This window comes from Pseudomonas sp. BF-R-24 (assembly GCF_019947335.1).
Lineage (GTDB): Bacteria > Pseudomonadota > Gammaproteobacteria > Pseudomonadales > Pseudomonadaceae > Aquipseudomonas > Aquipseudomonas jessenii.
This window is the reverse complement of sequence record NZ_JAGYGG010000008.1, coordinates 86262-99724: the sequence shown is the minus strand read 5'-3', so window position 1 is coordinate 99724 and position 13463 is coordinate 86262. Positions and strand designations below refer to the sequence as shown.

The following is a 13463-nucleotide window of genomic DNA, read 5'->3' as shown; positions in this document are numbered from 1 at the left end:
GGTTCGGTGTGTTAATAGGATCAGGGCTGAACCCAGCTTTTAAGCACGGCCCCGCAGTACAGCCCGGAGAGGGTTTTCATCACCTGGATCACTTCGTGACTGGCGAGACCGTAAAAAATGTACTTGCCTTCACGACGGGTGGCGACCAGTCCTTCATCGCGCAGGATCCCCAATTGCTGGGACAGGGTCGGTTGGCGCACGCCGGTCATTTTTTCCAGCTCGCCTACGTTGCGTTCGCCCTGGGTCAGCTGACACAGGATCAACAGGCGATCCTCATTGGCCAGGGCCTTGAGCAGCGCACACGCCTTGGAGGCCGAGGCGCGCAGTTGGGCGACTTCACATTCGGTCAGACTGGATTGCATTTGCAGGATGCCTTCAACGTCACTTAAGCTGTAAACATTATGTTTAAACATATAATGTTGCAACCCATGACTGAAATTTCGCCGTCTGACTTTTCTAACCCTGCACAGGTTCGTGTCCATGCCCGCACTGATTGAAGCTTTCCTCGACCCCGCCTCCTCGACCTACAGCTACGTGGTCTATGAGGCTGATGGCGGGCAGTGTGCGATTGTCGATCCGGTGCTCGACTACGACGCAGCATCCGGGCGTACCGCAACCACCCAGGCCGACAACATCATCGCCTTCGTCCGCGCCCGTCACTTGCAAGTGCAATGGCTGTTGGAAACCCACGCCCATGCCGATCACCTGTCCGCCGCGCCTTATCTGCGGCGGGAGCTGGGCGGCAAGATCGCCATAGGCGAGTCGATCAGCAAGGTCCAGGACGTGTTCAAGGCGCTGTTCAATCTGGAGCCCTCCTTTCGCGTCGACGGCTCCCAGTTCGATCACCTGTTCGCCCCCGACGAATCGTTCATGATCGGCAACCTCAAGGCGACCGCCCTGCACGTGCCCGGCCATACCCCGGCGGACATGGCTTACCTGGTCGACAGCGATGTGATTCTGGTGGGCGACACGATGTTCATGCCCGACGTCGGCACCGCCCGCTGCGATTTCCCGGGCGGCAATGCCAACCAGATGTTCGCCTCGATCCACAAACTGCTGGCCTTCCCCGCCAGCGTGCGGCTGTTCGTCTGCCACGACTACCCGCCCAATGGCCGCGCGCCCCAATGCATGACCACCGTCGGTGAACAACGCAAAAACAACATTCATGTACATGACGGGATCGATGAAGCCGCGTTCGTGGAAATGCGTACACGACGTGATGCAGGGCTGGGCATGCCGACACTGTTGCTGCCGGCGATCCAGGTGAATGTGCGGGCGGGGAATTTGCCGCCGGCCGAGGACAACGGCGTGACCTACCTGAAAATCCCGCTTAACAAATTCTGACCCTGTAGGAGCGAGCTTGCTCGCGATGGACTTGAGGGCAACGCGTTTATCCAGAAGACTCGCGTTATCGTTAACGTCCATCGCGAGCAAGCTCGCTCCTACAGAGTAATCGTGTCAGTTGCCCAAAGTCAGGCCATTGGCCGGCAACGGCAGCGCGGTCTTGTACCGCACCTGCTTGAGCGCAAAGCTCGAACGGATGTTCGCCACCCCCGGCACCTTGGTCAGAAAGTCCATCATGAAGCGCTCCAGCGACTGGATGGTCGGCACCAGCACCCGGATCAGGTAGTCCGGGTCGCCGGCCATCAGGTAGCACTCCATCACCTCGGGGCGATCGGAAATCGCTTCTTCGAAATGCTGCAACGCCTCCTCCACCTGCTTCTCCAGGCTGACGTGAATGAACACATTCACATGCAGCCCCAACAGATCGGCATCCAGCAGCGTCACTTGCTCGCGAATCACCCCCAGCTCTTCCATGGCCTTGACCCGGTTGAAACACGGCGTGGGTGACAGGTTCACCGAACGCGCGAGGTCGGCGTTGGTGATGCGCGCGTTCTCCTGAAGGCTGTTGAGAATGCCGATATCGGTACGGTCCAGTTTGCGCATGAGACAAAACCACCTGTTTTTTATGTTTATGCAGGTTTTTTATCTGCAAATGATCTTTAGCGCAACGAAACAGAGAGAAATATTCTTCTTGGTCGGGCCTATGATTGTTGTAGGACAAGATTTCTTCTACCGAACGAAATCTGTCAGCTCACTACAAGAAATTCACAAGATCGAGCGTAGAAGCCATGACCCAAGCGTATGAACCGCTGCGCCTGCACGTCCCCGAACCCTCGGGCCGTCCCGGCTGTAAAACCGACTTCTCCTACCTGCATCTGACCGATGCCGGCACGGTGCGCAAACCCCCAATCGACGTTGAACCGGCTGACACGGCTGACCTGGCCCGTGGCCTGATCCGCGTGCTCGACGACCAGGGCAATGCCCTCGGCCCATGGGCCGAAAACGTACCGGTGGAGATCCTGCGCAAGGGCATGCGCGCCATGCTCAAGACCCGCATCTACGACAACCGCATGGTGGTCGCCCAGCGTCAGAAAAAGATGTCGTTCTACATGCAGAGCCTTGGCGAAGAAGCCATCGGCAGCGCCCAGGCCCTGGCCCTGAACATCGACGACATGTGCTTCCCGACCTACCGCCAGCAAAGCATCCTGATGGCCCGCGACGTGCCGCTGGTCGACCTGATCTGCCAGCTGCTGTCCAACGAGCGCGATCCGCTCAAGGGCCGTCAGTTGCCCATCATGTACTCGGTCAAGGATTCCGGTTTCTTCACCATCTCCGGCAACCTCGCCACCCAGTTCGTGCAAGCCGTGGGCTGGGGCATGGCCTCGGCGATCAAGGGCGACACCAAAATCGCTTCGGCGTGGATCGGCGACGGCGCCACCGCCGAGTCGGACTTCCACACCGCCCTGACGTTCGCCCACGTGTACCGCGCGCCGGTGATCCTCAACGTGGTCAACAACCAGTGGGCGATCTCCACCTTCCAGGCGATTGCCGGTGGTGAAGCCACCACCTTCGCCGGTCGTGGCGTCGGTTGCGGCATTGCCTCCCTGCGGGTCGACGGCAACGATTTCTACGCGGTCTACGCCGCCTCCGCCTGGGCTGCCGAACGTGCGCGCCGCAATCTCGGTCCGACCATGATCGAGTGGGTCACCTACCGCGCCGGCCCGCACTCGACCTCCGATGATCCGTCCAAATACCGTCCGGCCGATGACTGGAGCCACTTCCCGCTGGGCGATCCGATTGCGCGCCTCAAGCAGCACCTGATCAAGATCGGCCAGTGGTCCGAAGAGGAACACGCCGCCGTCAGCGCCGAACTGGAAGCCCAAGTGATCGCCGCACAGAAAGAAGCCGAACAGTACGGCACTCTCGCCGGCGGCCAGATTCCGAGCGCCGCGACCATGTTCGAAGACGTCTACAAAGAGATGCCGGAGCACTTGAAGCGCCAGCGTCAAGAGTTGGGGATCTGACATGAACGATCACAACAACAATATCGAGCTGGAAACCGCCATGACCACGACCACCATGACCATGATCCAGGCCCTGCGCTCGGCCATGGATGTGATGCTTGAACGTGACGACAACGTCGTGGTCTTCGGCCAGGACGTGGGCTACTTCGGCGGCGTGTTCCGCTGCACCGAAGGCCTGCAAGCCAAGTACGGCACCTCCCGAGTGTTCGACGCGCCGATCTCTGAAAGCGGTATCGTCGGCACCGCCGTGGGCATGGGCGCCTACGGTCTGCGCCCGGTGGTGGAGATCCAGTTCGCCGACTACGTCTACCCGGCCTACGATCAGATCATTTCCGAAGCCGCGCGCCTGCGTTATCGCTCGGCCGGCGAGTTCACCGCGCCGATGACCCTGCGCATGCCCTGCGGCGGTGGCATCTACGGCGGCCAGACCCACAGCCAGAGCATCGAGGCACTCTTCACTCAGGTATGCGGTCTGCGCACCGTCATGCCGTCCAACCCCTACGACGCCAAAGGCCTGCTGATCGCCTCCATCGAAAACGATGACCCGGTGATCTTCCTGGAGCCGAAACGACTGTACAACGGTCCTTTCGACGGCCACCACGAACGCCCGGTTACCCCGTGGTCGAAACACCCCGCCGCACAGGTTCCGGACGGTTACTACACCGTACCGCTGGACGTTGCCGCTATCGCCCGTCCGGGCAAGGACGTCACGGTGCTGACCTACGGCACCACCGTCTACGTGTCGCAAGTGGCCGCTGAAGAAAGCGGCGTGGATGCCGAAGTCATCGACCTGCGCAGCCTGTGGCCGCTGGACCTGGAAACCATCACCAAATCGGTGAAAAAAACCGGGCGCTGCGTGATCGTTCACGAAGCCACCCGCACTTGCGGCTTCGGCGCCGAACTGACGGCGCTGGTGCAAGAGCACTGCTTCCACTACCTGGAAGCGCCGATCGAACGCGTCACCGGTTGGGATACCCCTTACCCGCACGCGCAAGAGTGGGCGTATTTCCCAGGGCCGTCCCGAGTGGGCGCGGCGTTGAAACGGGTCATGGAGGTCTGAATGGGCACGCACGTCATTAAAATGCCGGACATTGGTGAAGGCATTGCAGAAGTTGAATTGTCGGTATGGCACGTCAAGGTCGGTGACATGGTCGTCGAAGATCAGGTGCTGGCCGATGTGATGACCGACAAGGCGATGGTCGATATCCCGTCGCCGGTGCATGGCAAGGTCATTGCTCTTGGTGGCCAGCCGGGCGAAGTCATGGCGGTTGGCAGTGTGCTGATCAGCATTGAAGTCGAAGGCGCGGGCAACGTTAAGGAATCGGCGCAACCGGCAGCTGTTGTTAAAGAAGCACCGGTTGCAGCAACGAAAGTCGAAACCGTGGTTGAAAGCAAACCGGTCGCTGCCCCGGCACCGAAAGCTGCCGTATGCCAGGGCCCGATGGTTGCTCGCGAGGCCGACGAGCGTCCGCTGGCCTCCCCGGCCGTGCGCAAGCATGCGCTGGACCTCGGCATTCAATTGCGCCTGGTGCGTGGCACCGGCCCCGCCGGCCGCGTGCTGCATGAAGACCTCGACGCCTACCTGGCCCAGGGTCAGTCGAACGCTTCGGCACCGGTGGCGGCGGCTTACGCCCAACGTACCGATGAACAGCAGATCCCGGTGATCGGCATGCGTCGCAAGATTGCCCAGCGTATGCAGGACGCCACCCAGCGCGCCGCCCACTTCAGTTATGTCGAAGAAATCGACGTCACCGCCGTGGAAGAGCTGCGCGCGCACCTCAACGAAAAACATGGCGCGACTCGCGGCAAGCTGACTTTGCTGCCGTTCCTGGTCCGCGCCCTGGTCGTCGCCCTGCGTGATTTCCCGCAGATCAACGCCCGCTACGACGACGAAGCCCAGGTCATCACCCGCCTCGGCGCGGTGCATGTCGGTATCGCCACCCAGGCGGATATCGGTTTGATGGTGCCGGTGGTGCGTCATGCCGAAGCCCGCAGCCTGTGGGACAGCGCCGCTGAAATCTCCCGTTTGGCCACTGCCGCCCGTAACGGCAAGGCCAGCCGCGACGAGTTGTCCGGCTCGACCATCACCCTGACCAGCCTCGGGGCCTTGGGCGGCATCGTCAGCACCCCGGTGCTGAACCTGCCGGAAGTGGCGATAGTCGGCGTGAACAAGATCGTCGAACGGCCAATGGTCATCAAAGGCCAGATCGTGATCCGCAAGATGATGAACCTCTCCAGCTCCTTCGATCACCGCGTGGTCGACGGCATGGACGCGGCGCTCTTCATCCAGGCCATCCGTGGCCTGCTCGAACAACCCGCGACCTTGTTTGTGGAGTAAGTCATGCAGACCCTCAATACCACGCTGCTGATCATCGGCGGCGGCCCCGGCGGTTATGTGACGGCGATCCGTGCCGGCCAACTGGGCATCCCGACCATCCTGGTGGAAGGCCAATCCCTGGGCGGCACTTGCCTGAACATTGGCTGCATTCCGTCCAAGGCACTGATTCACGTCGCTGAGCAGTTCCATCAAACGCAACACCACAGTCAGCATTCGGCCCTGGGCATCAGTGTTTCGGCGCCCACCCTGGACATCGGCAAGAGCGTGGAATGGAAAGACGGCATCGTCGATCGCCTGACCACCGGCGTCGCGGCACTGCTGAAAAAGAACAAGGTCCAGGTCGTTCAAGGCTGGGCCAAAGTGGTTGACGGCAAAACCGTGGAAGTTGGCGACACACGTATCCAGTGTGAACACCTGGTGCTGGCCACCGGTTCCAAAAGCGTGAACCTGCCAATGCTGCCGATTGGCGGGCCGATCATCTCGTCCACCGAGGCCCTGGCGCCGACATCCGTGCCCAAGCGCTTGATTGTGGTCGGCGGTGGTTACATCGGTCTGGAGTTGGGCATTGCCTATCGCAAGCTCGGCGCCGAGGTCAGCGTGGTGGAAGCGCAGGAACGCATCCTGCCGGCCTACGACGCCGAACTGACTCAGCCGGTGCACGACGAACTGAAAAAACTCGGTGTGAAGCTTTACTTGAAACACAGCGTGCAAGGCTTTGATTCTTCTAACAACACCTTGCAAGCACTTGCCCCGAACGGCGAGACCCTGAACCTGGAAACCGACCAGGTACTGGTGGCCGTCGGTCGCAAGCCGAACACCCAGGGCTGGAACCTCGAAGCGCTGAACCTGGACATGAACGGTTCCTCGATCAAGATCGACAACCGCTGCCAGACCAGCATGCGCAACGTGTATGCCATCGGTGACCTGAGCGGCGAACCGATGCTCGCGCACCGGGCCATGGCCCAGGGCGAGATGGTCGCCGAGCTGATCAGCGGTAAAACCCGCGAGTTCAACCCGACCGCCATCGCGGCCGTGTGCTTCACCGACCCGGAACTGGTGGTGGTCGGCAAGACCCCGGACGAGGCCAAGGCCGCAGGTTGGGACTGCATCGTGTCGAGCTTTCCGTTCGCCGCCAATGGCCGGGCGATGACCCTGGAGTCGAAAAGCGGCTTCGTACGGGTGGTCGCTCGTCGGGATAATCATGTGATTGTCGGCTGGCAGGCGGTGGGCGTCGGCGTGTCGGAGCTGTCCACGGCGTTTGCCCAGAGCCTGGAGATGGGCGCGCGGCTGGAAGACATCGGCGGCACCATCCATGCACACCCGACCTTGGGTGAGGCGGTGCAGGAAGCGGCGTTGCGGGCCCTTGGCCACGCATTGCATCTGTGAATCAGGGCGATCGGTGGTGTCCGTGATGGCCTCTTCGCGAGCAAGCCCGCTCCCACATTTGGAATGCATTCCCCTGTGGGAGCGGGCTTGCTCGCGAATTCTCAAGGTCAACGCGAATTATCTGTCCGTCATCCGATAGTCCGGGCTGCGAAACAGCCCAAGAATGAAGTATTGTTGTCCCCATCCAAAAAACGTCAGAAGCCTTGAACCGTTTCGACGGTTGTTCAGTGATAGAGGGTGTCATGGGTAACGAAAGCATCAATTGGGACAAGCTGGGTTTTGACTACATCAAGACCGACAAGCGCTATCTGTCGTACTTTCGCAATGGCGAGTGGGACAAAGGCACCCTGACCGAAGATAACGTGCTGCACATCAGCGAAGGCTCCACTGCCCTTCACTATGGCCAGCAATGCTTCGAAGGCCTGAAGGCCTATCGTTGCAAGGACGGCTCGATCAACCTGTTCCGTCCGGACCAGAACGCCGCGCGCATGCAGCGCAGCTGCGCCCGCCTGCTGATGCCGCATGTGTCCACCGAGCAGTTCATCGAAGCGTGCAAGGAAGTGGTGCGTGCCAACGAACGTTTCATTCCGCCGTACGGCACCGGCGGCGCGCTCTACCTGCGCCCGTTCGTGATCGGCGTGGGTGACAACATCGGCGTGCGCACTGCACCCGAGTTCATCTTCTCGGTGTTTGCGATCCCGGTCGGCGCCTACTTCAAGGGCGGCCTGACCCCGCACAACTTCCTGATCTCCAGCTACGACCGCGCCGCGCCACAAGGCACCGGCGCCGCCAAGGTCGGTGGCAACTACGCCGCCAGCCTGATGCCGGGCTCCCAGGCCAAGAAGGCGCATTTCGCCGACTGCATCTACCTGGACCCACTGACCCATACCAAGATCGAGGAAGTCGGTTCGGCCAACTTCTTCGGGATCACCCACGATAACAAGTTCGTGACCCCGAACTCGCCATCGGTACTGCCGGGCATCACCCGTCTGTCGCTGATCGAACTGGCCAGGTCCCGCCTGGGTCTGGACGTGGTCGAAGGCGACGTGTTCATCGACAAGCTGGCGGACTTCAAGGAAGCCGGTGCTTGCGGTACTGCGGCGGTGATCACGCCGATCGGCGGCATCAACTACAACGACCACCTGCACGTGTTCCACAGCGAAACCGAAGTCGGCCCGATCACCCAGAAGCTCTACAAAGAGCTGACCGGCGTGCAAACCGGCGACATCGAAGCGCCAGCAGGCTGGATCGTCAAGGTTTGACCTGACGCCAGACGCACAAAAGCCCCCCATCGGGTGATCGATGGGGGGCTTTTTGTTTGCATAGTACTGACGAACCCACCATCCCCTGTGGGAGCGAGCTTGCTCGCGATGACGGCATTGCATTCAACACAGAAACAACCGGAATACACGTTCATCAGTCAGCGAATGTTCCCGAACTCCGCCGAACCTGCCGCAATTTTCGAAGTGTTGACATTACCCTCAACCACCAGCGGCAACCCGATTCCAATCCGCCTTCCAAACTCCTTGCGCCCCAACGCCGTCAACGCCAACGCCCGACTGTCCAGATCCTGGGTCACCCACTTGCGCTTGAGCGCCGTTTGCAGCAACGCCGCGCCCAGCGACCCGCCCAGATGTGGCCGACGCATGCTCCAGTCCAGGCACGGACAGGCGAAACGACGGCGCAAGGTGCTCAAGTCCTGCGTCTCGATCCCGAGCCCTTGAAACATTGCCGTACCGCTGTCGCTCAAGCGATAGGCCTGTTCGTCGGTTTCCTCAAGCCAGCCCGCTTCAAGCATCCGGTCATGCAGCAGCACGGCCAGGGTTCCCGCCATGTGGTCGTAGCAGGTGCGGGCAAATTGCAGGCGATCCGGGGTCCGTGCCCGGAAGCTCGGCGCGGTGTTCTGGCCGATCACCATCAGTGCCTCCAGGGCCTGGGCCACGCGCTTGTCCGCCAGGCTGTAATAGCGATGACGCCCCTGAACGTGCAGCCGCACCAGCGCCAGCTCCTTGAGCTTGGCCAAGTGGGCACTGGCGGTCGACGCGCTGACTTCGGCCACCGCCGCCAGTTCGGTGCTGGTGCGGGCATGGCCGTCCATCAGCGAACAGAGGATTTTCGTCCGCGCCGGCTCAGCGATGGCTGCCGCCACCTGCGAGACGCCGATGTCGTGTTGTTCTGCGCTCATATTTCGCTCCCGGACGAATCAATGCCCTTTCGGACTGGAGATAGTAGCAACACTATCCTACAACCAAAGGCTGTGCCCATGGACCCGATCATCGCTGCGACCCATGCCGATCCTTATCCCTACTACGCACAACTGCGTGCCGACGGTGGGCTGGCTTTTCATCCGGGGCTGAACATGTGGGTGGCCAGCAGCGCCCGGGCGGTGGCCGCCGTGCTGGCGCATCCCGATTGCCACGTTCGACCCGCGCAGGAGCCAGTCCCCAAGGCGATCGCCGACGGCATGGCCGGCCAGGTGTTCGGCCAATTGATGCGCATGAATGAAGGTGAACGCCAGCGTTGCCCACGATCGGCGATTGCGCCGGGGCTGGAGTTGATCGATGCGCGGGAAGTCGAGGCCCTGGTCAGCGCCCGATTGATGACCGCCGATGCCGCTGGCCTGTACAACGCCATGTTTCGCGGACCGGTTTGCGTGGTGGCGGCGTTGTTGGGGTTCACCCCGGCTCAGGGCCGCGCCATCAGTGAGTTGACGGCGGATTTCGTCGCCTGTCTGTCACCCTTGAGTGACGCGGCACAATTGACCGCCGCCCACGCTGCCGCCGAACAATTGAGCGGTTATTTCATCGAATTGCTCGACGATCCGTACAACCACAGCCCTTTGCTTGCAGGTATCGGCCGGCGCTTCGCCTGCGGCGCGCCGCAAACCCTGATTGCCAACCTGATCGGCCTGTTCTCCCAGACCTTCGAGGCCACTGCCGGGCTGATCGGCAACGCCGTGCTGGCATTGATTCAACATCCGTCGTTGCGCAGCGAATCTCCCCCGGTCGAAGACCTGCTGGCCGAAGTACAGCGCTTCGCCCCGCCGGTACAGAACACCCGCCGCTTCGTCGCCGCCCCCTGCGAAATTGACGGCGTGAGGCTGAACGCCGCAGACGTGATCCTCGTGCTGCTGGCCTCGGCCAATCGCGACCCGCAACTCAACGACAACCCCGACATCTTCCTGCTCGACCGCCCGAACCGGCGCAGCTTCACCTTCGGCGCGGGGCGCCATCAATGTCCGGGGCAACGCCTGGCGTTGAGCATTGCCAGCGCCACGCTCAAGCAGCTTCTGGCGATGAGGCCGGCACTGGACCCTCTGAAGCGGGAATACCGCCCCTCCACGAATGGACGGATTCCACTGTTCCGTGAATGACCGAAAGCCGCTCAAGCAACGCGGTGTTCGACGGTCAGGTGAGACAGTTCATGAACCGGCGCCAGGCGTTCGCGAATGGTGTCGGCACTGACATTGGCCGCCGCCACAACGCTGACAATCGCGGCCCGCGCCTGGGGGCCGACCTGCCAGACATGCAAATCGCTGATGCGCACATCGTCCGACGACTCCAGCAGTTCACGAATCTCGTCGGCGACGTGTGTATCCGTGACATCGAGCAACACCGCTGCGCTGTCACGCATCAATCCAACAGCCCATTTCGCGATCACGATGGCGCCCACAATGCCCATCACCGGGTCCAGCCACACCCATCCCAGATAGCGCCCCGCCAGCAATGCGGCGATCGCCAGCACTGAAGTCAAGGCATCGGCCAGCACATGGACATAGGCCGAGCGCAGGTTGTTGTCGTGATGGTGATGATGGCCGTGCTCATGGCTGTGGCCATGATCGTGGCCATGATGGCCGTGGTCGCCCGCCAGCAAAAAGGCACTGGCGATGTTCACCGCCAGCCCCACCACCGCAATCACCGTCGCTTCGGTGAATGCCACGGTCGTTGGCTGAAACAGGCGATAAACGGATTCACCGGCAATGCCGATCGCCACCAGCCCCAGCACCATGGCCGAGGCAAAACCCGCGAGATCCCCGACCTTGCCGGTGCCGAAGCTGTAACGCGCGTTGTTGGCATTGCGCCGTGCAAACCCATAGGCCGCCGCCGCGATGCCCAAGGCCCCGGCATGGGTGGCCATGTGAAAACCATCGGCCAGCAGCGCCATGGAACCGGTGATGTAACCGGCGGCAATTTCGCCAATCATCATCACAAACGTCAGCGCCACCACCCATAAGGTGCGTCGGGCGTTTTCATCATGGGATGCGCCGAGAAAGACATGGTCGTGAGAAAAGCGCGAAGCCTGTGGTGTCAGTGTCATGGAATTCAGGCCTCTATTTGGCATAACGACGGATGGCCAGCAGCAGGTCTTCCACGCCCTGGGCGCGATCTTCATCGCTCAGGTCCGGATGGGCCACGTGCTCGCGGGCATGGGCGTCGATGAACTGCTCCAGCAGACCATTGACCGCGCCCCGGATGGCGGCCACCAGATGCAAGGTCTTGGCGCAATCGGCATCGGACTCAAGCGCTCGTTCCACGGCTTCCACCTGCCCGGCAATCCGCCGCACCCGCTTGATCAAGTCATCCTTGTGTTCGTGAATGTGTGCCATACCTATACCCCCTACCCCTATATGGCACCTATGGTCGCCGATAGTGCGGAGCCTGGCAAGGCACAACCCGATGACGGTCGGTTTGGCGTGACATCGATTTTCGCCGGCCGGTTGGCCGCTGAACGTTTGGGTTCAACACCCCTGCTGCCCAGCTGGATTAGTTACACCGGGTTAAAACAGTCATGACGGGCAGTGCGTTTATCCCGCCGGCCTTTCTCCATAGAGTCACCAGGATCATGGTGAACAACGAGGTTCGATCGATGCAAACTCAACTGGACAAGTCACTGAGTGTTTTTGCGCGGGCAGACCTGCTGCAAGGTCCCACGCCCATTCAGCGGGCTGCGCGACTCGAACAGCTGCTGGGCCTCGACAAGCAGGGTATCGGCCTGTTTCTCAAACGCGACGACCATATGTTGATCGGCGCGGGCGGCAACAAGCTGCGCAAGCTTGAATTCCACATCGGCGCAGCACTGCAAGCCGGAATCGATACGATCATTACCGTGGGCGGCATCCAGTCCAATCATGCCCGCCTGACCGCCGCAGTGTGCGCCCGGCTGGGCATCGCCTGCGAGCTGTTCCTGACCCGGGCCGTGGCCAAGGCCGAGGTGGATTACGAGCTCAACGGCAATGTGCTGCTCGACCAGTTGTTCGGCGCGCAGATGCAGGTGTTTGCCGGCGGTACCGACTCACTGGCCAAAGCCGAGGCCAGGGCGGCGCAGCTTCGAGACTCCGGGCACAAGGTCATGGTGCTGCCAACCGGTGGCTCGACGCCTCTGGGCAGCCTCGGCTATGCCCGCTGCGCAGCGGAGATCGCCCAACAAGAGGCCGAACTGCAACTCACGTTCAATCAAGTGGTGGTACCCAATGGCAGCGCCGGCACGCATGCCGGGCTCGCGGCGGGTTTCCGGTTGCTGGGCCGGGGTACGTCCATGGTCAAGTCGTTCTCGGTGTTGTCCGACCAGGACTCATCAGCGGCGAGAACCCTGCAACTGACCCGCGAGACATTGGCGCTATTGGGCAGTAACGCCGAGGTGCGGGCTGACGAGCTGGTGATTGACGGCAGCCAGCTGGGTACCGGCTATGGGCTGCCAACCGCCGCCATGCAGGACGCGGTACGCCTGATGGCGCGGGCCGAAGGCCTGTTGGTCGACCCGGTGTACTCCGGCAAGGCGTTTGCCGGGTTGCTGGCCGACCTGCAGCAAGGGCGCTTCGTCCCCGGGGACAATGTGCTGTTCATCATGACCGGCGGAACACCCGGCCTGTATGCGTACCGGGAAACGTTTCAGGCCTGACGGTCAATCATCCCGCGTCAGCACTTCCAGCAATTCGATTTCGAAGATCAGGTTCGAGTTCGGCGTGATCTTGCCCATGGTGCGTTCGCCATAGGCCAGGTGCGCCGGCACCAGCAACTTGCGCTTGCCGCCGACCTGCATGCCCATGATGCCCTGGTCCCAGCCCTTGATGACCCGCCCGGTGCCGATCACGCACTGGAAGGGTTTGCCACGACTGTACGAAGAGTCGAATTCGGTCCCGTCCTCCAGCCAGCCACGGTACTGGGTGGTGATCAGTGCGCCTTTTACGGCGGCTTTTCCGTCACCCACCTGAAGATCGATTACCTGAAGCTCGTCATTCATTGATTTCACTCGTATGCTCACTCGCCCTCAAGGGCCTGATGGGCGCCGTTTTCCCAGATTTGTCGTCGATTGGCAACCATTGCCGCCTCCGCGCGCGACGTTTAAAGCGGTTTGCTGAACTAAAATAATCA

Annotated in this window: 14 protein-coding genes; 8 read left to right on the top strand and 6 right to left on the bottom strand. The window is 61.5% G+C overall.

Translation table 11 applies throughout. From position 1 onward, the window contains the following. Positions 1 to 20 precede the first annotated feature (20 nt). Positions 21 to 362, bottom strand: a complete 342-nt coding sequence (locus KGA98_RS09060; protein ID WP_007976596.1) for an ArsR/SmtB family transcription factor — start codon at positions 360 to 362, stop codon at positions 21 to 23. Positions 363 to 480: 118 nt separating this feature from the next. Here KGA98_RS09060 and KGA98_RS09055 point away from each other — a divergent pair, with 118 nt between their 5' ends. Then, a complete protein-coding gene (locus KGA98_RS09055; RefSeq protein ID WP_223502126.1) occupies positions 481 to 1344 on the top strand; it encodes an MBL fold metallo-hydrolase in 864 nt (287 codons plus the stop codon). A 114-nt stretch (positions 1345 to 1458) separates the two neighbouring features. On the opposite strand, the gene bkdR is transcribed toward KGA98_RS09055, so the two are convergent. Further along, on the bottom strand, positions 1459 to 1947 hold the full coding sequence (gene bkdR / locus KGA98_RS09050) for a Bkd operon transcriptional regulator BkdR (protein WP_007976593.1): 489 nt from the start codon (positions 1945 to 1947) through the stop codon (positions 1459 to 1461). Between the two features lie 185 nt (positions 1948 to 2132). Between bkdR and KGA98_RS09045 the strand changes: the two genes are divergently transcribed. The 5 genes from KGA98_RS09045 (at position 2133) to KGA98_RS09025 (ending at position 8354) form a co-directional block, all read left to right on the top strand. Then, positions 2133 to 3368, top strand: a complete 1236-nt coding sequence (locus KGA98_RS09045; RefSeq protein WP_057715213.1) for a 3-methyl-2-oxobutanoate dehydrogenase (2-methylpropanoyl-transferring) subunit alpha — start codon at positions 2133 to 2135, stop codon at positions 3366 to 3368. 1 nt (position 3369) lies between these two features. Next, a complete protein-coding gene (locus KGA98_RS09040) occupies positions 3370 to 4428 on the top strand; it encodes an alpha-ketoacid dehydrogenase subunit beta (protein WP_007988197.1) in 1059 nt (352 codons plus the stop codon). Next, positions 4429 to 5706, top strand: coding sequence for a dihydrolipoamide acetyltransferase family protein (locus KGA98_RS09035; RefSeq protein ID WP_090454956.1), 1278 nt, complete (start codon positions 4429 to 4431; stop codon positions 5704 to 5706). It abuts the gene before it with no gap. A 3-nt stretch (positions 5707 to 5709) separates the two neighbouring features. Continuing rightward, positions 5710 to 7092: a dihydrolipoyl dehydrogenase gene (gene lpdA / locus KGA98_RS09030; RefSeq protein WP_223502125.1), complete on the top strand. Its 1383-nt coding sequence runs from the start codon at positions 5710 to 5712 to the stop codon at positions 7090 to 7092. Positions 7093 to 7334: 242 nt separating this feature from the next. After that, on the top strand, positions 7335 to 8354 hold the full coding sequence (locus tag KGA98_RS09025) for a branched-chain amino acid aminotransferase (protein WP_090454954.1): 1020 nt from the start codon (positions 7335 to 7337) through the stop codon (positions 8352 to 8354). 158 nt (positions 8355 to 8512) lie between these two features. Here the strand turns inward: KGA98_RS09025 and KGA98_RS09020 are convergent, their stop codons facing one another. Next, complete coding sequence (locus tag KGA98_RS09020) at positions 8513 to 9277, bottom strand: ArsR/SmtB family transcription factor (protein ID WP_223502124.1); 765 nt, start codon at positions 9275 to 9277, stop codon at positions 8513 to 8515. 78 nt (positions 9278 to 9355) lie between these two features. On the opposite strand from KGA98_RS09020, the gene KGA98_RS09015 reads away from it, so the two are divergent. Then, positions 9356 to 10465, top strand: a complete 1110-nt coding sequence (locus tag KGA98_RS09015) for a cytochrome P450 (protein WP_223502123.1) — start codon at positions 9356 to 9358, stop codon at positions 10463 to 10465. Positions 10466 to 10476: 11 nt separating this feature from the next. On the opposite strand, the gene dmeF is transcribed toward KGA98_RS09015, so the two are convergent. Together dmeF and KGA98_RS09005 are read right to left on the bottom strand one after the other, a co-directional pair. Further along, positions 10477 to 11409, bottom strand: a complete 933-nt coding sequence (dmeF, locus tag KGA98_RS09010) for a CDF family Co(II)/Ni(II) efflux transporter DmeF (RefSeq protein ID WP_223502122.1) — start codon at positions 11407 to 11409, stop codon at positions 10477 to 10479. Between the two features lie 13 nt (positions 11410 to 11422). Continuing rightward, complete coding sequence (locus KGA98_RS09005) at positions 11423 to 11698, bottom strand: metal/formaldehyde-sensitive transcriptional repressor (protein ID WP_057715220.1); 276 nt, start codon at positions 11696 to 11698, stop codon at positions 11423 to 11425. Between the two features lie 260 nt (positions 11699 to 11958). Between KGA98_RS09005 and KGA98_RS09000 the strand changes: the two genes are divergently transcribed. Continuing rightward, positions 11959 to 12990: a D-cysteine desulfhydrase family protein gene (locus tag KGA98_RS09000; protein ID WP_223502121.1), complete on the top strand. Its 1032-nt coding sequence runs from the start codon at positions 11959 to 11961 to the stop codon at positions 12988 to 12990. A gap of 3 nt (positions 12991 to 12993) precedes the next feature. Here KGA98_RS09000 and KGA98_RS08995 read toward each other — a convergent pair whose 3' ends face one another. Further along, positions 12994 to 13332: an FKBP-type peptidyl-prolyl cis-trans isomerase gene (locus tag KGA98_RS08995; RefSeq protein WP_057715221.1), complete on the bottom strand. Its 339-nt coding sequence runs from the start codon at positions 13330 to 13332 to the stop codon at positions 12994 to 12996. Positions 13333 to 13463 lie beyond the last annotated feature (131 nt).